The sequence below is a fragment of the Streptomyces sp. NPDC052225 genome (assembly GCF_040679615.1).
Classification (GTDB): Bacteria; Actinomycetota; Actinomycetes; order Streptomycetales; family Streptomycetaceae; genus Streptomyces.
The window spans coordinates 307,283-325,599 of sequence record NZ_JBFAVD010000003.1 but is presented as its reverse complement, the minus strand read 5'-3'; the positions used below and the strand labels follow the sequence as shown (position 1 = coordinate 325,599).

Sequence of the window (18,317 nt, the reverse complement as noted above, 5' to 3'; positions counted from 1 at the left end):
TGCAAGGCCTCGTACGGGATGTGCTCGGCCTTGTGCCCGGTGCGGCGAGAGTGCGTGCCAGGCGTCGTGGGGCAGGAGGGATCCGGGAGACAGGCTCTAGCCGAGCATCTTGCGGAAATGGAAGGCGGTGATCGCCATGCGCTCGCGCAGGTAGAACCGGTGCGCGTCCGTGCGCTGCGTGCCCGAGTCCAGGTCGAGCTGCCCGCAGCCCAGGTGGCGCCCCCGCTCCTCCAGATGTCCGAGCAGGGCCCGGCCCACCCCGCCCGAGCGGGCCGAGTCGGCGGTGACCAGGTCGTCGACGTACAGCTTGCGGCCCGCGCTGGTGTTGACCACCACCCGCCACCCGGCGACGCCGGCACACGCACCGGTGTCGTCGTACGCGGCGCTGAACCGCAGCCCCTGCCCGTACCCCTCGTCGTACACCTCGCGGAACGATTCCTCGGTCAGGTGCGGGCGCAACTCCCGCAGGACGGGCAGGACGTCGGACGCCAGACGCGCGTCGCCGGGCTCAAGGTCGACCATCTTCATGCGCAGCAGGCTACTTGGGCGGCTTCCCGGCCTACTTGGCGTGCGAGATCGCGTAGATCATCACGAACGCCACGATGTGGATGCCGAAGAGGAAGTAGCCGAGGTACCACCACATGTACCGCTCGCCCTTCTTCTCCTGGGCACGGCGGCGCTCGTCGTACTCCCGCTGGAGCGCGTCCAGCGGATCGGGTACGTCACTGCTCACGGTGGACCTTCGTGTTGGAGGCCTGGGCGCGCGGGCGCACCACCAGCAGGTCGATGTTCACGTGCGGGGGCCGCGTGACCGCCCAGGTGATCGTGTCCGCGACGTCGTCCGCGGTGAGCGGCTCGGCGACCCCGGCGTACACCTTCGCGGCCTTCTCCTGGTCGCCGCCGAACCGGGTCAGCGCGAACTCGTCCGTCTTCACCATGCCGGGCGCCACCTCGATGACGCGGACCGGCGTGCCCACGATCTCCAGGCGCAGCGTCTCCGCGAGGACGTGCTCGGCGTGCTTGGCCGCCACGTAACCGCCGCCGCCCTCGTACGTGCCGTGCCCGGCGGTCGAGGAGAGGACGACGACCGTGCCGTCGCCGGACGCGGTGAGGGCGGGCAGCAGGGCCTGCGTCACGTTCAGGGTGCCGAGCACGTTCGTCTCGTACATCTGGCGCCACTGCTCGGGGTCGGCGGAGGAGACCGGGTCGGCACCGAGCGCGCCGCCCGCGTTGTTCACGAGGACGCCGATGGTCTTGAACGCGGACGCGAACTCGTCGACCGCCGCCCGGTCCGTGACGTCGAGGGCGTACGCCGCCGCCTGGTGCCCGGCGGCGTTGATCTCCTCGGCGAGGGCCTCGATGCGGTCCTTGCGGCGGGCCGTGAGGACCACGCGGTACCCGGCCGCCGCCAGCTGCCGCGCGGTCGCGGCGCCGATACCGCTGCTGGCACCCGTGACGACGGCGATGCGGGACGCTGCTGCGGGGGCCATGAGCTACTCCTCGTACGTGTGGTCGCTTCCCGGCCAGGATAGGCCGCCGACCCGCTCGTACCGCCGGGCGTCTCAGTCGCCCCGGGGCGCGTACATGATCACGGCCATGCCGGCGAGGCAGATCAGCGCCCCCGTCACGTCCCAGCGCGTCGGCCGGTAGCCGTCCGCGACCATGCCCCAGGCGATCGAACCCGCCACGAACACACCGCCGTACGCCGCGAGGATCCGTCCGAACTCGCCGTCCGGCTGGAGCGTCGCCACGAACCCGTACAGGCCCAGCGCGATCACCCCGGCCCCGATCCACGCCCAGCCGCGATGCTCCCGCACCCCTTGCCACACCAGCCACGCGCCACCGATCTCCAGGAGCGCGGCGAGGACGAAGAGGAACACGGAACGGGCGACGATCATGCGGAACAGGGTGTCACGCGCGGGTGGTGCACGAGTGGCGTGCGTGTCGTGGTGGGGCGGGCGTGGGATACATCCGGCGCCCGGCACCCTGCTCCACGGAGGTCACCATGCATCCCGCGCTCGTCCCCGCAGCCCTCGCACTGGTCATCGCCGCCCCGGCCGGCGGCCCCGTCGACGGCGGCGTCCCCGAGGCCGACCTCGCCCACCACGGCAGCGTCACCATGGCCGACGCCCACGTCGCCGCCGAGCTCACCCCGCAGAACCACGGTCCGTCCGACGTCCCCGACGCCACCCTGCGCCTGGCCTATTCCGTGCCGCTCGCCGACGCCCAGACACTGCCCGACACCTGCCTGCGCAGCGGCCCGCGCACCGTCGACTGCCGCACCGGCGCGCTGCCCGCGGCGACGTACGGCGCCCCGTTCACCGTCGACGTCCGTCTCGCGGCCGCCACCACCGAGGTCACCGTCAAGATCGACACGGCGTGGACGGGCGGGCCGCTCGACCACAACCCGGACAACAACCGGCACCGGGTCCTGGTCCTGGACACCGGCGACGCGTACTACTTCTGAGGCGGATACGTTGGAGCCGTGCCCAAGCCCACTCCTGCCTCACGTAAGGCGCTGCTCGCCGAGCTGTCCACCGAGTCCCGGCGCTACATGGCGTCGTACGCCCTGTTCAACCAGGCCGTCGCCGACCACATCGGGCTGCACCCCACCGACCTCCAGTGCCTCAACCTCCTCACCCTGGAGAAGGCCCCCGTCACCACGGGCCGCATCGCCGAGCTCACCGGTCTGACGACGGGCTCGGCGACGCGCCTCGTCGACCGCCTGGAGAAGGCCGGCTACGTCGTGCGGGAACGGGACACCGCCGACCGGCGCCGGGTCCTGGTCGTGCCGGTGCCCGAGAAGGTCGCCGAGTTCGGCCGCATGTGGGACCGGCTCGGCGCCGGCTGGACCGCGCTCTTCGACGACCTCGACGACCCCGAACTCGCCCTGATCATCGGGCACATGAAGCGCACCGTGGAGTTCAGCGCGGGCCAGGTGGAGCGGCTGCGCTCGGGCGACCTCAGCTAGCCGCGCGGGCCTCGTCGGACTCGCGGGCGTCGTAGGAGTCACGGGCCTCGGCGACCTCGTCCATGTGCGCCTCCGCCCAGTCCTTCACCGCGAGCAGCAGACCGCTCAAACTGCGCCCCAGATCGGTCAGTTCGTACTCGACGCGGACCGGCACCGCCGGGGTCACGGTCCGCGCGACGATCCCGTCCCGCTCCAGCGACCGCAGGGTCTGCGTCAGCATCTTCTGGCTGACGCCCGCGATCTTCCGCCCGAGGTCGGAGTAGCGCATGGGCCCGTCGTGCCCGGCGAGCGCGCTCACCACCAGGCTCACCCACTTGTCGCTCAGCCGCGCGAGCAGCTGGTTGGTCGGGCACTCCCGCAGGAACGCGTCGTACGCGAACCGCGCCTGCTCGCGGCGCTGCGCCGCCGTCATCGTCGCCATACCTGCACACCCCCGGGTGACGTACGCACCTCCACGTACGTACTTACCGAAAGAGAGTAGCACTCCCTAGGGTTGCAGCAGCGGCCGGGAAAGCCGCACAGATGACAATTAACTAGTGCATTTCTCAAGGGAGTTGCTCTCATGCGCGCAGCAGTCGTCACGACCTTCGGCGGTCCGGAAGCGGTCGAGATCGCGGACGTCGCGATCCCCGAACCGGGCGCGGGCCAGATCCGCATCAAGGTCGCCGCCGCCACCCTCAACCCGGTCGACGCGGGCATCCGCGCCGGCGTCTTCGGCGGGGCCGGAAAGCAGCTCGGCCTCGGCTGGGACGTCGCCGGGACCGTCGACGCGGCCGGTGTCGCCACCGGCTGGAAGCCCGGCGACCAGGTGATCGCCCTCCACTACGGCACCGCCAACTCCCTCGGCACCCACGCCGATCACGTCGTCGTGGACGCGTCGGCGGCGGCCTCGGCACCCGCATCGCTGACCCCGGCCGACGCCGCGACCCTCCCCCTCAACGCCCTCACCGCCGCCCAGGCCCTCGACCAACTCGCCCTGGAGCGCGGTCAGTCGCTGCTCGTGACCGGCGCGGCGGGTGCGGTCGGCGGCTATGCGATCCAGCTCGCCGCCCGCCTCGGCATCGAGGTCACCGCGTACGCGGGCCCCGACGACGAGGACCTCGTCCGCTCGCTCGGCGCCACCGGCTTCGTACCGCGCGGCACCACCCCCGCCACCCCCGTGGACGCCGTCCTCGACACGGCGGTCATCGGCGCCGAGGCCCTGTCCTGGGTCCGCGACGAGGGTGCGTACGCCGGCGTCATCCCCGGCGCGGCACCGGCCCCGGAGCGCGGGGTGCGCACCGGGGCGGTGGAGGTCGCGGCGGACGGCGCGCGCCTCGCGGAGCTGGCCCGCCTCGCCGACGAGGGCGTCCTGACCACGCGGATCGCGCAGACGTACGCGCTCACGGACGCGGCGAAGGCGCACGCGCGGCTCGCGGAGGGAGGGGTGCGCGGGCGACTCGTCCTGATCCCTTGATCCCCTGATGCCCGTGCTTCCCCGGCCCGTACCCCTAACTCCCGTGCGTTTCTTGGGCGTTGCGCGGCAGCAGGCGTACGACACCGCAGCAGACCAGCGCGACGGCGGCGACGACGGCGAGGCTCACGACCGTGGCGTGGGCCGCGCCGCGCCCGCCGTCGGCGGTGTGGAAGTAGACGGTGGTGACGAGAGCGGCACCCATCCCGTTGGACAGCTGCTGTACGGCACCGAGCGCGCCGCTCGCGCTGCCGGCCTCGTCCGGGGCGATGTCGCCGATGGTGACGTCGTAGACGGAGCCGAAGCAGGTGCCCATCCCGACACCGACGACGAACAGGCCGCCGCCGAGATCCCAACTCCCCACGTCCACGCCGCTGTTGGCGACGAGGGCGAGCAGCGAGAGCGTGCCGGCGAGGGTGACGCAGAGCCCGGCGAGGACGAGGCGCCGCCCGAACCTGCCGATCAGGCGGTAACAGGCGATCGACGCGACGACGATCCCGGCGGAGAGCGGAACGAGCGCGAGGGCCGCCTCCGAGGGCGACATGCGCAAGCCCTCCTGGAGGAACAGCGACACGACGTACAGCAGACCCGCGACGGCGGCGAAGAACACGACGCCGAGCAGCAGACCGGCCGTGAAGCCGCGGTTGCGCAGCAGCGACGGACGGATGAGGGGGTGCGGCGCGACGCGCTGGCGCCGGCAGAACGCGGCGAAGAACCCGGCACCGGCGACGATCGGCGCGATCGGCACAGCGGACCAGCCGTGCGCGGCCCCCTCGATGAACCCGCCGAGCAGTCCGAGCACGGCGAGCCCGAGCAGCACCGAGCCGGCGGTGTCGACGACGACGCTCCGGTCGCCGCGGTCGCGCGGCAGCAGGCGGAGGGCGGCGAGGAAGGCGGCGCCGCCGAGCACGATGTTGATGAGGAACATGGCGCGCCAGCCGAGCCCGCCGGGATCGGCGTCGATCAGGAACCCGGCGAGCACGGGCCCGCCGACGGCGGACAGGCCCATCACGGGCCCGAACAGGCTGAACGCCTTCCCGATCTGCTCGCGCGGCCAGGTGGCGCCGAGGACGCCGAACCCCTGCGGGATGACGAGGGCCCCGAAGGCGCCCTGCAACAGGCGTGCGGCGACCAGGAGTTGAGGCGAGCCGGCGAGCCCGCACGCGACGGACGCGGCGGTGAACCCGCCGAGCCCGACGAGGAAGAGCCTGCGCCGGCCGAACTTGTCCCCGAGCCTGCCGCCGAGCACGAGCAGCACGCCGAGCGCGAGGGCGTACGAGGCGCCGAGCCACTGGACGAGGGCGGCGCCGCCGCCGAGGTCGCGGGCGATGGTCGGGGCGGCGACGTTGGTGACGGTGGCGTCGACGAGGTCGAGCACGTCGGCGGCGAGCACGACGCCGAGCACGGCCCAGCGCCGACGCGCCCCGAGAGCGGGTGGAGCCTCGGCCGCGCCAGGGGCGGCCGGAAGCGTGGAAGTCATGGGTGATCCCCAAAGTACGTACGGAATGCAGCCGCGACGCCGGCACTGTGACCTACTCCATCGGCGTCGCGCAGAAGCTGCGTGACGCAGATAAATATGCGGGCGGGGGGACGGGGCTGTCAAGCGGCGCGCGGCCCGACCCGATACGGCTCAGTTCAGCGAGGGCGGCACCCAGGCGTGGTGGCGCAGCAGCATCCGGGTGGAGATCCGGGACGGCGTCAGGCGCATCGCCGTGTTCCGCAGGGCGATGGCCAGCGGGTGGGAGAGCTGCTGGCCCATCCTTCCGGCCTGCCGGGCAGCCCGCGCGACCGCCTGACTGCGGGGCCTGCGCTCGGTGTCGTAGCGCAGGAGCGCCGCTTCGACCGTGGGCCCGGCGCCGAGGGCGGCCGCCAGGGCGACCGCGTCCTCCAGCGCCTGGCAGGCGCCCTGGCCGAGGTTGGGGGTCATCGCGTGGGCCGCGTCACCGAGCAGCGCGATCCGGCCGACGGCGTACGAGGGAAGCGGCGTGCGCAGTTCGTTCACGTCGTGGTGGAGCACGGCCTCCGGCCGGGTGGCGTCGAGCAGGGCGGGGATCGGGTCGTGCCATCCGGAGAAGCGCCGGCGCAGCTCGGCCCGCGGATCGGTGAACCGCGTGCCGGCCGGGAGGCTGAGGACCGCGTGCCACTCGGCCCGCCCGTCCAGGAAGGCGATGTGCCCGAACTCGGCCCCCCGGCCCCAGGTCAGCTCGAAGTCGGTCCGCAGATCCACCGGGTGCTCGGTGATCGCGCGCAGCACCGTCGAGCCGCTGTGGACCGGGCCGGGATGGTCAGGGAAGAGACGGCGGCGGACAGCGCTGCCGATACCGTCGGCCGCCACCACCAGATCGGCCTCCAGGACGGCGGCCCCGCACTCGACCCGGACCGCCCCCGGCCCGGCCTGATCGACCGAGGTCACCTCGGCGCCGGTCACCAGCGCCGCGGCGGGCAGGGCGTCACGCAGCAGCCGGTGCAGGGTGGAGCGCGGGATGCCCATGATCGGCGCGCCCACCGCCCGCTCCAGCGCCGCGCCGTCCATCCGGGCGATGCGGGCACCTCCGGGGGTGCGGGTGCCGCCGGTGTACTGGCCGCGCGACGCACCCCTGACCGCGGCGCCGACGCCGAGTTCGTCCAGCGCCCGCAGGCCGTTGGCGGCCAGGGAGATGCCCGCGCCCGCGTCGTCGAGCACGGCGGCGCGCTCGACCACCCTCACCTCCCACCCGACGCGGCGCAGACCGATCGCGGCGGCCAGTCCGCCGATCCCGCCGCCGACCACCACTGCGGTGTTCCCCATGCCGAAGCGCCCCTTCCGCCTGCGTTTTCTACACCTGTAGAAAGTGAACGGAAGACGCACTCTATCCCCCGCCCCTGCGCCCTTCCTCTACGGGTGTAGAAAGACGTCATGGCATCGGACCGGCGCACCCTCCTCGCAGACGCGGCCCTCGACGTACTCGCCGACGAGGGAATGCGCGGCCTGACCCACCGCGCCGTCGACCGGAAGGCCGCCCTGCCGCCGGGCACCACCTCGGCCTACTTCCGCACCCGCGCCGCGCTCCTGACCGCACTCGTGAACCGCCTGGTCCACCTCGACCAGCAGGAACTCCGGACGACCGCCGCATCCCTGCCCCCGCTGCGCACCGCCGAGGAACTCGTCGACGGCATGACACTGCTCACCCGGCAGCGACTCACCGGCGAGGGCCGCCGCCGCTCGCTCGCCCGCTACGCCTGCACCGTCGAGAGCGTCCGCGACCCGGAACTGCGCGAGATCCTCATCCCCCGCGAGAACGCCGGCCGCGAAGCCGTCCGGCTCTTCCTCACCGCGCACGGCGCGACAGACGTCGAGAACCGCACCCACACCCTGCTCACCTGCATCGACGGCCTGGTCTTCGACAGCCTCGTGAACGGCGGCGCCGTACGAAGGGAAGCCCTCGAAGGCCTGGTCGCCGCCGCGCTGCGCTAGACCGTGAGGAACTCCCGCGCCCCGCGCAGCCGTACGCCCAACGCCGCCTGCGTGCGCGTGCCGTCCAGCCGGATGTCGCGCCCGGCGGGGGCGGGCGCGGCCCGCAGCGCATCCACGGCGTACCCGTCCCTACGGGCGATCAGGGTGCCGAGTTCATGGCGGCTGACGGCGTCGGCGCCGCCGAGGTGCACGACCCCGGCCGTGTCGCCGTCCGCCACTTCGAGGAGGGCCGCCGCGAGGTCGTCGACGTGGACCGGGCAGCGGATGTCGTCGGTGAACAGCACGCCAGGCCGCTGCCCCGTGGCGAGCGCGCGTACGAACTCCTCGTGCTTCGACCGCCCGTCCCCGACGATCAGTGACGTACGCGCGACGACCGCCGCCGGATCGACGGCCCGCACCGCTGTCTCGGCCGCCGCCTTCGCCGCGCCGTACGTCGTGACCGGATCCGGCAGGCACTCCTCGGCGTAGCGCACGTCCGCACCAGAGAACACCGCGTCGCTCGACACATGGACGAGCCGGCACCCCCGCGCCCGCGCGGCGGCGGCCAGACGCGCGGCGCCGTCGGCGGTCACGGCCCAATCGGCGCCTCCGGACGAGGAGTTGACGACGACGCGTGGCCGTACGGCATCGAGGGCGGCCTCGATCGAGGCGGACTCCCGCAGATCGACGCCGAGCCACCTCACCCCGTCACCGCCGGGCCGCGAGGCGTACGTGGCGGCCACGCGGCGCCCGCCGTCGAGAGCGGCCCGCACCAGACGGCCGCCCAGGTAACCGCTGCCGCCCACGACGAGGATCATGCCTGCACTCTGCCATCACGGACGACCGGGACAGGTGGCGTACCTCACACGCCTCAACTACCCCTCCCGTACAACTCCTTCCCGCCTCAGTTGGTCAAGTCTTTGCGGCCGCTTTGGCCGTACGCGACCGTCGAGACTGGAGCTTCCTCATGTCCCAGCACTCCCGCAAGAAGCTGACGACCGGCAAGAAGGTGACCCTGGGCGTCAGCGCGTTCGCCGCCGCCGGGCTCGCCGTCGGCCTGCTCGTCACCCCGTCCGCGACGGCGGGCGAGACCGATGCGGCCGAGGCGCTGAAGCAGAGCAAGTCCGCCGCCGCCGACGCGGCCGAGGCGAAGGCCGCCGCGCCCAAGCCCAGGACCCTGGCCGCCGACGGCACGGGCGACGTCACCGTCGTCTCCGGCATCACCGTCAACGGCGGCAACAGCGCCCGCGTCGGCACGACGAACACCCAGACGATCACCGTGAAGTGGACGGTCAGCGGCGGGTCGACCCTCTACGGCAGCCACGCCGCGATCTGGCGCGGCACCGACCAGGACACCGGCCTGAAGCAGTTCATGAACTCCGAGGAGTTCGGTTCGGACACCGACCCCTGCGTCCAGTCGGCGGACGGCACGTTCGCCTGCACGGAGACCTTCAAGATCGACCCCCGGTACGACTTGAAGAACGAGGACGCCGGGGCCTGGAAGATCGACCTCTACGCGATCACCGAGGCGACCACCGACGTGGACACCGAGAACGCCAAGACCTGGTACCTCCAGCGCTGGTCCCGCCTCAGCAACAACGCGTCGCCCGAGCCTGTCGCCAAGGGCAAGACCATCACGATCACCGGCAAGTTGGAGCGCGCCAACTGGGAGACCCACAAGTACGCGGGCTACACCCAGCAGACCGTCCGCCTCCAGGAGCGCTCGCTGACCGGCTCCTACGCCACCACCAGCAGCCACGTCACCGGCACCGGCAGCCTGGCGGGCGTCGAGAAGCAGACGCGCACCGCCACGGCCGACCGCTGCTACCGCTACAAGTTCGAGGGCACGACCACCACGCCGGCGGTCACCGCGACCGGCGACTGCGTCGACGTCCGCTGACCCGCACGTCTCCTACTCGAAGTCGTACACAGCCCAGTCGGTGACCAGCTCGTACCCGAGCCGCCGATAGAGCGCGTTGCTCGTCGGGTTGCCCGCGTCCGTGCACAGCGCGGCCTGCGCGGCACCCCCGGCGAGCGCCGCGCGGGTCACCTCGACGGTGACGGCCGCCGCGTAGCCGCGTCCGCGCAGGCCCGCCGGGGTGTAGACGGGGTCGACCTGGGCCACGCCCTCGACCACCGGATTCACCCCGGCCATGGCCACCGGCGTACCGTCCTCGTCCTCCCAGAACGTGTACGTCTTGTCGGCGAACCGCGTCCCGGCCCACGTGGCGTCGTCGATGACGACGTCCTCCCCGACATCCGCCGCGAACTCCCGGCACCACCGCATCAGTTGCTCCCGGTCCGCGTCCCCCACGACCCGCCCCCGCCCCGCCGGAAACGGCTCCGGCGGCGTCAGCGTGCCCAGCCGGTACACACACATCGGCGTACGCAGCTTCGCCGTCGCCCCCGTACGCCGCTGCCAGGCCTCCACGAACGCGTCGGCGCTCGCCCGATCGGCACTCACGTACGGAACAGGAATCCCCAGCCCCGCCAGCCGCGCGGCCAGCCCATCAGCCTGCCCGGCGGTCAGCGACGTCAGCCCGACCCCCTGCGCCGGCAGCCGATGAAACGTCCCCACGACCTCCCCGCCGCCCGCCTCCACCCACCCGAACAACGGCGCCCCGCCCCCGTACCAGGCGGCCCCCCGCTTCCGCAGCCGCGCGAGCGCCGTCAACTGCGGCATGTGCACGACGGGCCGCGACCGCACGAAATCGCCCGCCCGCTCGAAAAATCCATCCAGGTCTTCAGTGAGGTACCAGCCGTCTGAGTGCATGTCGCATGATCTCCGACGGCCGTGACCTGGGGGAAGAGGGGCGATCAACACCGCCATCACGCCTGCCCCTTGAGCCACTCACACGGGTGACGCTGATCGATTACCCGGTCGAGCAGCAGCCCGCTGGCTAGCGTCATGGACGACAACCGAAAACAGCGCGGCCCCCGGCGGGATTGCCGTCCCAGCCGAGGGCCTGACCAAGAGGAAGGCAACACTTCCCATGGCTGAACGCGAGCCTAGCGCTCACCAGTTCACGTTCGACGAGGCACTCGGGCTTCATGTCCCGGATGCGGCGCGGTTCATGGATCTGGAGGTGCCCGAGTATGCGTACATGTTCGGGTTTCTGCAGATGGACGGGCATCTCGCACAGGGCACCGGGCAGAAGGGCCAACTGACCACAGAGCTCAACATCCGGGACATCGACATCCTGCGCAGGTTCCAGGAGTTGACCCCGTACAACAGCAGCATCACCGAGCGCGTCAGGTCCACCAACTTCGCCGAGAGTCATCATTCGGCGACCTGGACTCTCTGCTCCCTGGAAGCGCGCACGAAGATCAACGAGCTCGGGCTGCCGTACGGGCGCAAGTCGAAGAAGATCCAGCCGCCTCGTGTGCCGTTCTCCCGGCGCGACTACCTGCGGGGTGTGATCGACGCCGATGGGTCGGTCGGCTACACGAAGCCCGGGTTGCCGTTCGTCTCGCTCACCACGGCCAGCACCGCGATCGCGGTCTACCTGTGTTTCTACGCCAGGAAGATCACGGGGACGACCCTTCATCCGAGCCGCAACAAACGGGACGGTATCTACAACGTCATCTACACGAAGGAGGCGTCACAGGCCCTGGCGGAGCACCTGTACTACCCGAACTGCCTCTCGCTCGACCGAAAGAAGAAAGCCGCAGACTCACTGCAAACCTGGGTCCGCCCGGCGGACATGAAACGTGCCGCTCCGCGCATCAGGTGGACACAGGACAAAGACCAGATCCTGCTCTCGGCTGCCACCATCGCAGATGCGGCGAGCGCCCTGGGGCACTCCGCCGCTGCGTGCCAAGTGCGCCGCTGGAAGCTGATCCACGGCATTGTTCCGTCACCTGAGTGAGCGCGGTGGGGCGGCAACGCCGCCCCACCCCGGCTTCAGCCCTTCACGCAGACGACCTGCTTCAGCTTCGCCACGACCTCCACGAGGTCGCGCTGCTGATCGATGACCTGCTCGATCGGCTTGTACGCGCCCGGGATCTCGTCCACGACGCCGGAGTCCTTACGGCACTCCACACCCCGCGTCTGCTCCTCCAGGTCGCGCGTCGAGAACCGCTTCTTCGCCGCGTTCCGGCTCATCTTGCGGCCCGCGCCGTGCGAGGCCGAGTTGAAGGACGCCGCGTTACCGAGGCCCTTCACGATGTACGAACCCGTGCCCATGGAGCCCGGGATGATCCCGTACTCGCCCGAGCCCGCCCGGATCGCGCCCTTACGGGTGACCAGCAGGTCCATGCCGTCGTAGCGCTCCTCGCTCACGTAGTTGTGGTGAGCGCTGATCTCCGGCTCGAAGGTGACCTTCGCCTTCTTGAACTCCTTGCGGACCACGTCCTTGAAGAGCGCCATCATGATCGAGCGGTTGTACTTCGCGTACTCCTGCGCCCAGAACAGGTCGTTGCGGTACGCCGCCATCTGCGGGGTCTCCGAGATGAAGACGGCCAGATCGCGGTCGACCAGGTTCTGGTTGTGCGGGAGCTTCTGGGCGACGCCGATGTGGTGGTCGGCCAGTTCCTTGCCGATGTTGCGGGAACCGGAGTGCAGCATGAGCCAGACCGCACCCTCGGTATCGAACGTGAGTTCGAGGAAATGGTTTCCGGCTCCGAGCGACCCCATCTGCTTACGGGCCCGCCCCTCCCGGAACTTGACCGAATCGGCGACCCCTTCGAACCGCCCCCAGAAGTCGTCCCACCCCGCCGTACCGAACCCGTGCAGCCGCCCCGGGTCCACCGGATCGTCGTGCATGCCGCGGCCCACCGGGATCGCCTGCTCGATCTTGGAGCGGAGGCGGGACAGGTCGCCCGGGAGGTCGTTGGCCGTCAGGGACGTCCTGACCGCGCTCATGCCGCAGCCGATGTCCACGCCGACCGCCGCCGGGCAGACCGCGCCCTGCATCGCGATGACCGAGCCGACCGTCGCGCCCTTGCCGTAGTGGACGTCGGGCATGACGGCGAGGCCCTTGATCCAGGGGAGGGTCGCGACGTTGCGGAGCTGCTGCATCGCCACGTCCTCGACCGTCGCCGGGTCGGTCCACATGCGGATGGGAACCTTCGCCCCCGGCACCTCTACGTATGACATGAAATCCCCCGTGAACGGGACCAGTTGGACTGGTCGGTCAGAAGTCTGGTGTATGTGCGCATACCGGAGCCAAGGTCCGTGAAACGGATGGCGGACCGGCGTCCACGGCTGTGCGTGCGATAGATATCGTCGTCACCGGCCGCCCATCGCGGCAACCGATTAACACCGGCAGACAGGGAGCCTTCACGGTGCAGCGGAAGTCCTACGCGTACGTGCCGGGTGTCGCCGTGCTCCTGACGGCGTTGCTCGCGGGCTGCACCGGGAGTTCCGACTCCGACGGCGGCGCGGACGACTCGAAGCCGGGCGAGGTGAGCGCGTCGGCGACGGTGGCGCGGCCGGGGAAGTACCGGACGCTGCCCGAGCCGTGTTCGCAGCCGGGGAAGGCGACGCTGGACGAGATGCTGCCGGGGATCGCCCAGATCCCGGACGAGGAGCAGCGCGAGAAGGCGTACGAGGGTGTGGCGACGACCACGTTCGACACGGGCCGGCGGGTGGGGTGCCGGTGGAAGGACGACTCGGCGAAGGACGGCACGCACCGGCTGACGCTCGATTTCGAGCGGGTGGTGTCGTACACGGCGTCGGTGAGCGACGACGCGGAGGCGGAGTCGGTGTTCGGGGACAAGGTGGTCGCGGCGGACCTGCCGGAGCCGACGCCCACCGAGGAGGAGAGCGAGACCCCCGACAAGGCGTCCGACGGCCCCTCGTCGGATGCGGGGTCCGCCGGGTCCCCCTCGCCGTCGGCGTCCGAGGTGCAGCCGCGCACGCTGGACGATCTCGGGGACGAGGCGTTCGTGAACGATGTGGCGGCGGGTTCGACGGGGGCGGGGAAGCGGACGGTGACTGTGGTGTTCCGCACGTCCAACGTGCTCGTGACCGTCGAGTACGAGGCGCAGTCGGCGGTCGTCGGCGAGACGCCGGACAGTGAAGAAATGCAGGACACAGCCCGTGAGCTGGCGCGGGAGCTGGTCGGTCAGTTCGGCGAGTAGGGGCGTGAGGACGGGCTCGGGGCGGGTGGTCCGGGTCCGGTGAAGGTGGGGCGTGCGGGTGCGCTTCGGCGTACGGTGGCCCATCGGACCCGGTGTCGGGGTGGTGCGCCGCCTCCGGACCGGGGCCGGTGTCCTGTCAGCGTCCTAGTGAAGGAACCATGCACCGTCCCACCAAGCGACTCTCCCGCCTCCTCGTCTGCGCTGCCGCCGTGCCGGCGGTTCTCGTCGTGGCCGGCTGTTCCTCCGGTTCCGGTTCGGATTCCGGTGACGGAGCGAAGAAGGGCTCGGAGGCGAAGGCTTCCGCGTCGACCGCCGGGGACGCGGCGAAGAAGCTCGCGGCCGTGACGTACAAGGACCTGCCGCAGGCGTGCTCGGCGCTGTCGAAGAAGACGCTGGACGATCTGGCGCCGAAGGGCAAGAGCAAGTCGGGTTCGTCGGACGACGAGTCGTCGCGGGCGAGCTGCTCCTGGTCGAGCCTGGACAGCAATGGCGTGAAGGGTTCGCAGTACCGCTGGCTGAGCGTCTCGCTGATGCGGTTCGACTCTGACCTGAACCGGGGCAGTGGCGACAAGCTGGCGTCGGAGTACTACGCGAAGCAGGTCAAGGACGCGGAGTCGACGGAGGGCGCGAAGAGCGTGAAGACGTCGCCGGTGTCCGGTACGGGCGACGAGGCGACGCTGGTGCGCTACGACAGCAAGTACGAGGAGAAGAAGGGCAAGGACGTCACGTCCCGGCAGCAGACGGTCGTCTCGCGCGTGGACAACGTGGTGGTGACGGTCGACTACAACGGTTCGGGTCTGGCCGGTGACAAGACGCCGGACGCGAGCGATCTGTCGAAGGGTGCCGAGAAGGCGGCCAAGGAGGCGGTGGCCTCGGTCGTGGACTCGGCCAAGGCCGGTGGGTCCGGTAAGTCCGGTGACAGCTCCTCTTCGTCGCCGTCCGCGTCGAAGTCCGCGTCGAAGTCCGGTGCGAAGTCGCCGTCCGCGTCCCCTTCGAAGTCCGCCAAGAAGGACTGAACTCTCCTTATTCGTATGGCGTTTGCGGAGCCCGGCCCCTTTTGGGTGCCGGGCTCCGGGCGTACCGGCCCACGGCCTGCCGCACGCGTGTGCCAGTCTGTTGGACGCAACATGCCGAACTGGGAGGGGAACTGGAGTGGCCGCGCCACTGGAGCTGACACGGACGCACCGGATACTCATCGGGGTGGTGGTGGCCGGTGCGGTCGTCATCGCGGGGATCGGTTTCGCCGGTTCGTACGCGGCCGTGCGGGAGCTGGCGATCGAGAAGGGCTTCGGCAATTTCTCGTACGTCTTCCCGATCGGTATCGACGCGGGTATCTGTGTGCTGCTCGCCCTGGATCTGCTGCTGACGTGGATCCGGATACCGTTTCCGCTCCTTCGTCAGACGGCGTGGCTGCTGACGGCGGCGACGATCGCGTTCAACGGTGCGGCGGCGTGGCCCGATCCGCTGGGCACGGGGATGCACGCCGTGATCCCGGTGCTGTTCGTGGTGGCGGTGGAGGCGGCCCGGCACGCGATCGGGCGGATCGCGGACATCACCGCGGACAAGCACATGGAGGGCGTGCGGATCACGCGCTGGCTGCTGTCGCCGTTGCCCACGTTCTTGTTGTGGCGGCGGATGAAGCTGTGGGAGCTGCGGTCGTACGACCAGGTCATCAAGCTGGAGCAGGAGCGGCTTGTGTATCAGGCGCGGCTGCGGTCGCGGTTCGGGCGGGCGTGGCGTCGTAAGGCTCCGGTGGAGTCGTTGATGCCGTTGCGTCTGGCGCGGTACGGGGTGCCGTTGGCGGAGACGGCGCCGGCGGGTCTCGCGGCGGCGGGGATCGAGCCGCAGTTGCTGCCGCCGGTCCCGGTGGCGTCCGGTCCGGCGCAGCTGGAGGCTCAGCCTCAGCAACTGCAGCCGCAGCCTCAGCCGGTGGTGGCCGAGGCGCCGAGTCAGTGGTTCGCGGAGCCGCAGCCGAAGGAGTACCACGGCGGGTACGACCCCGAGTTCGAGGCGCCGACGTTCGTGCCGGAGCAGGAGCATCAGGGGTGGTACGAGGAGCAGCCGCAGCAGATTCCGGTGCCGGTTCCGCATCCGCGGGAGGCCGAGCCGGAGCCGGTGGCCGTGGCGGAGCCGGAGTTCCCAGTGCCGAACGGGGCCGGGGGGACGCGGCCGCTGGGTGACGGGGTGGCGGAGGCTGCGCCGTCGGACGACGAGCTGTACCGGGTGTATCGCGGGGCCATACAGGGTGAGGGTGTGCCGTCGCCGGGCCGGTTCGCCGCGGATGTGGAGGACGCGTTCGGCATCCGGCTCCAGCCGCGGGACGTGAACCGTTACGCGGATCAGTTCGAGGCCCGCTACAACGCGGAGCTGATGGAGGACCACATCGCCTAGGTCTCTACCAGCACAGCTGTGGGGCGGCACCCGAAGGTGCCGCCCCACTGTTGTGTCCCGTGACGCCGTTACGCGCCGAGCAGCTTGCGTACGCGGTCCGCGCCGACGGCGAGGAGCAGCGTGGGCAGGCGCGGTCCGGTGTCGCGGCCGACCAGGAGGTCGTAGAGCAGCGCGAAGAAGGTCCGCTGGGCGGTCTTGATCTCCGGCGGGAGTTCCTTGGCGGTGGCGTCGGCGGAGAAGCCGGCCTGCACCTTGGGGACGCCGTAGACGAGGTGGGTCAGGCCGTCCAGGGACCAGTTGTCGTCGAGGCCCTCCAGGAGGAGGCGGATCGAGTCGCGGGACGCGTCGTCGAGGGCGGCGAGGGCCTGCGTGTCCGGCTCGGTGCGCACGATGGTGCGGGACTCGGCGGGTACGTACTTGGCTGTCCAGGCCTCGGCCTTGTCCAGGCGGGGCCGGACGGTGGCAAGGTCGGTGACCGGGTTCTCCGGGTCGAGCTCGGAGAGGATGCGCAGCGTCTGCTCCGCGTCGCCGGCGGTCACGTCGGCCACGGAGGCCAGCGTGCGGTAGGGCAACGGGCGCTCGGTGCGCGGCAGTTCACCGGCGGCGACGCCGACGGCGCGGCTGTACGCGGCGGCGTCGGCGGGCAGCACGGTGCCGTCGGCGACCTTGGCGCTGAGCTTGTCCCACTCGTCGTAGAGCCGCTGGATCTCCTGGTCGAAGGCGATCTTGAACGACTGGTTGGGGCGGCGGCGGGCGTAGAGCCAGCGCAGGATCTGCGGCTCCATGATCTGGAGGGCGTCGCCGGGGGTGGGGACGCCGCCCTTGGACGACGACATCTTGGCCATGCCGCTGATGCCGACGAAGGCGTACATGGGGCCGATGGGCTGCTTGCCGCCGAAGATCCGGTCGACGATCTGGCCGCCGACCTGGAACGACGAGCCCGGGGACGAGTGGTCGACGCCGGACGGCTCGAAGATCACGCCTTCGTACGCCCAGCGCATCGGCCAGTCGACCTTCCAGACCAGCTTGCCGCGGTTGAACTCCGAGAGGAGGACCGTCTCGGTGAAGCCGTCGAGCGTGCAGGTGTAGGACAGCTCGGTCGTCTCGTCGTCGTACGAGGTGACGGTGGTGAGGTCCTTGCCGCACTCGCCGCAGAACGGCTTGTACGGGTAGTAGCCGCCCGCGCCGCCGCTGCCGTCGTCCTCGGACGCTGCGCCGGAGCCCTCGGCGGCCTCCAGCTCGGCCTCGTCGAGGGGCTTCTGCTGCTTCTTGGCCGGGGCCTTCTTGGTGCGGTACTGGTCGAGAATCGCGTCGATGTCGCCGCGGTGCTTCATGGCGTGCAGGATCTGCTCGCGGTAGGCGCCGGACGTGTACTGCTCGGTCTGGCTGATGCCGTCGAACTCGACGCCGAGCTCGGCGAGGGCTTCGACCATGGCGGCCTTGAAGTGCTCGGCCCAGTTCGGGTACGCGGATCCGGCCGGGGCCGGGACCGAGGTGAGCGGCTTGCCGATGTGGTCGGCCCAGGACGCGTCCGTGCCGGGCACGCCGTTGGGAACCTTGCGGTAGCGGTCGTAGTCGTCCCACGAGATCAGGTGGCGCACGGTGTGGCCGCGGCGGCGGATCTCGTCGGCGACCAGGTGCGGGGTCATGACCTCGCGCAGGTTGCCCAGGTGGATCGGGCCGGACGGGGAGAGGCCGGAGGCGACGACGACCGGTTTGCCCGGGGCACGACGCTCGGACTCGGCGATGACATCGTCCGCGTAACGGGAGACCCAGTCCGCGTTCTCTGGGGTCTCCGTTCCGGTGCTCTGGGCCACGGTCGGCACGTCCTTCTTCCTCGTTCTGCTTCTGTGTCGTGAAGTGGTGTCCTCGGGGCGGGCGGCCGTCCGGCGGTCCGGCCCCGCCGCCCATTGTCACCCGCGCCGGTTCCAGGCGGAAAACGGATTGTCCCGCCGTACAACCACAGGTGGCTCACAGCAGTCCTC

The 18,317-nt window shown here is 71.0% G+C and carries 20 protein-coding genes; 9 read left to right on the top strand and 11 right to left on the bottom strand.

The features are described from left to right. Positions 1–96: 96 nt before the first annotated feature. The 4 genes from AB0L37_RS07135 to AB0L37_RS07120 form a co-directional block, all read right to left on the bottom strand. Complete coding sequence (locus AB0L37_RS07135; RefSeq protein WP_365501216.1) at positions 97–528, bottom strand: GNAT family N-acetyltransferase; 432 nt, start codon at positions 526–528, stop codon at positions 97–99. A gap of 31 nt (positions 529–559) precedes the next feature. Beyond that, entirely contained in the window at positions 560–733 is a 174-nt protein-coding gene (locus AB0L37_RS07130; RefSeq protein ID WP_365501214.1) for a hypothetical protein, read from the bottom strand. After that, complete coding sequence (locus tag AB0L37_RS07125) at positions 723–1,490, bottom strand: SDR family NAD(P)-dependent oxidoreductase (RefSeq protein WP_365501212.1); 768 nt, start codon at positions 1,488–1,490, stop codon at positions 723–725. Before AB0L37_RS07125 ends, AB0L37_RS07130 begins: the two co-directional genes overlap by 11 nt. A gap of 72 nt (positions 1,491–1,562) precedes the next feature. Beyond that, a complete protein-coding gene (locus tag AB0L37_RS07120; RefSeq protein ID WP_365501210.1) occupies positions 1,563–1,898 on the bottom strand; it encodes a YnfA family protein in 336 nt (111 codons plus the stop codon). Between the two features lie 107 nt (positions 1,899–2,005). Here AB0L37_RS07120 and AB0L37_RS07115 point away from each other — a divergent pair, with 107 nt between their 5' ends. Together AB0L37_RS07115 and AB0L37_RS07110 are read left to right on the top strand one after the other, a co-directional pair. Then, entirely contained in the window at positions 2,006–2,467 is a 462-nt protein-coding gene (locus AB0L37_RS07115; protein ID WP_365501208.1) for a hypothetical protein, read from the top strand. Positions 2,468–2,554: 87 nt separating this feature from the next. Beyond that, positions 2,555–2,971 (top strand): MarR family winged helix-turn-helix transcriptional regulator, encoded by a 417-nt coding sequence (locus AB0L37_RS07110; RefSeq protein ID WP_365501456.1) that lies wholly within the window; start codon positions 2,555–2,557, stop codon positions 2,969–2,971. Here AB0L37_RS07110 and AB0L37_RS07105 read toward each other — a convergent pair. Continuing rightward, positions 2,964–3,392 carry a helix-turn-helix domain-containing protein gene (locus tag AB0L37_RS07105; RefSeq protein ID WP_365501206.1) on the bottom strand — a complete coding sequence of 143 codons (429 nt, stop codon included), beginning with the start codon at positions 3,390–3,392 and terminating at the stop codon, positions 2,964–2,966. The genes AB0L37_RS07110 and AB0L37_RS07105 overlap by 8 nt on opposite strands. A gap of 141 nt (positions 3,393–3,533) precedes the next feature. On the opposite strand from AB0L37_RS07105, the gene AB0L37_RS07100 reads away from it, so the two are divergent. After that, a complete protein-coding gene (locus AB0L37_RS07100; RefSeq protein WP_365501204.1) occupies positions 3,534–4,427 on the top strand; it encodes an NADP-dependent oxidoreductase in 894 nt (297 codons plus the stop codon). Positions 4,428–4,461: 34 nt separating this feature from the next. Here the strand turns inward: AB0L37_RS07100 and AB0L37_RS07095 are convergent, their stop codons facing one another. Together AB0L37_RS07095 and AB0L37_RS07090 are read right to left on the bottom strand one after the other, a co-directional pair. Beyond that, positions 4,462–5,904 (bottom strand): MFS transporter, encoded by a 1,443-nt coding sequence (locus AB0L37_RS07095; protein WP_365501202.1) that lies wholly within the window; start codon positions 5,902–5,904, stop codon positions 4,462–4,464. A 150-nt stretch (positions 5,905–6,054) separates the two neighbouring features. Next, positions 6,055–7,212 carry an FAD-dependent monooxygenase gene (locus AB0L37_RS07090; protein WP_365501198.1) on the bottom strand — a complete coding sequence of 386 codons (1,158 nt, stop codon included), beginning with the start codon at positions 7,210–7,212 and terminating at the stop codon, positions 6,055–6,057. Positions 7,213–7,320: 108 nt separating this feature from the next. Between AB0L37_RS07090 and AB0L37_RS07085 the strand changes: the two genes are divergently transcribed. After that, positions 7,321–7,878, top strand: coding sequence for a TetR family transcriptional regulator C-terminal domain-containing protein (locus tag AB0L37_RS07085; RefSeq protein WP_365501196.1), 558 nt, complete (start codon positions 7,321–7,323; stop codon positions 7,876–7,878). Here AB0L37_RS07085 and AB0L37_RS07080 read toward each other — a convergent pair. Next, a complete protein-coding gene (locus AB0L37_RS07080) occupies positions 7,875–8,675 on the bottom strand; it encodes a sugar nucleotide-binding protein (protein ID WP_365501194.1) in 801 nt (266 codons plus the stop codon). The genes AB0L37_RS07085 and AB0L37_RS07080 overlap by 4 nt on opposite strands. Before the next feature lie 149 nt (positions 8,676–8,824). Here AB0L37_RS07080 and AB0L37_RS07075 point away from each other — a divergent pair, with 149 nt between their 5' ends. Further along, entirely contained in the window at positions 8,825–9,757 is a 933-nt protein-coding gene (locus AB0L37_RS07075; RefSeq protein ID WP_365501192.1) for a calcium-binding protein, read from the top strand. Between the two features lie 12 nt (positions 9,758–9,769). Here the strand turns inward: AB0L37_RS07075 and AB0L37_RS07070 are convergent, their stop codons facing one another. After that, positions 9,770–10,630, bottom strand: coding sequence for a GNAT family N-acetyltransferase (locus AB0L37_RS07070; protein ID WP_365501190.1), 861 nt, complete (start codon positions 10,628–10,630; stop codon positions 9,770–9,772). Positions 10,631–10,850: 220 nt separating this feature from the next. Between AB0L37_RS07070 and AB0L37_RS07065 the strand changes: the two genes are divergently transcribed. Then, positions 10,851–11,726, top strand: a complete 876-nt coding sequence (locus tag AB0L37_RS07065) for an LAGLIDADG family homing endonuclease (protein ID WP_365501188.1) — start codon at positions 10,851–10,853, stop codon at positions 11,724–11,726. Between the two features lie 35 nt (positions 11,727–11,761). Here the strand turns inward: AB0L37_RS07065 and AB0L37_RS07060 are convergent, their stop codons facing one another. Continuing rightward, positions 11,762–12,955 (bottom strand): RtcB family protein, encoded by a 1,194-nt coding sequence (locus tag AB0L37_RS07060; RefSeq protein WP_365501186.1) that lies wholly within the window; start codon positions 12,953–12,955, stop codon positions 11,762–11,764. 188 nt (positions 12,956–13,143) lie between these two features. Between AB0L37_RS07060 and AB0L37_RS07055 the strand changes: the two genes are divergently transcribed. The 3 genes from AB0L37_RS07055 (at position 13,144) to AB0L37_RS07045 (ending at position 16,332) form a co-directional block, all read left to right on the top strand. Beyond that, complete coding sequence (locus AB0L37_RS07055) at positions 13,144–13,941, top strand: DUF3558 domain-containing protein (protein ID WP_365501184.1); 798 nt, start codon at positions 13,144–13,146, stop codon at positions 13,939–13,941. Between the two features lie 158 nt (positions 13,942–14,099). Further along, on the top strand, positions 14,100–14,957 hold the full coding sequence (locus AB0L37_RS07050; RefSeq protein ID WP_365501182.1) for a DUF3558 domain-containing protein: 858 nt from the start codon (positions 14,100–14,102) through the stop codon (positions 14,955–14,957). A 136-nt stretch (positions 14,958–15,093) separates the two neighbouring features. Continuing rightward, the gene (locus AB0L37_RS07045) at positions 15,094–16,332 is read left to right on the top strand and encodes a DUF2637 domain-containing protein (protein ID WP_365501180.1); all 1,239 of its coding nucleotides are present in this window, start codon (positions 15,094–15,096) and stop codon (positions 16,330–16,332) included. Positions 16,333–16,400: 68 nt separating this feature from the next. On the opposite strand, the gene lysS is transcribed toward AB0L37_RS07045, so the two are convergent. Continuing rightward, positions 16,401–18,158 (bottom strand): lysine--tRNA ligase, encoded by a 1,758-nt coding sequence (gene lysS / locus AB0L37_RS07040; protein WP_365501178.1) that lies wholly within the window; start codon positions 18,156–18,158, stop codon positions 16,401–16,403. Positions 18,159–18,317: the final 159 nt, after the last annotated feature.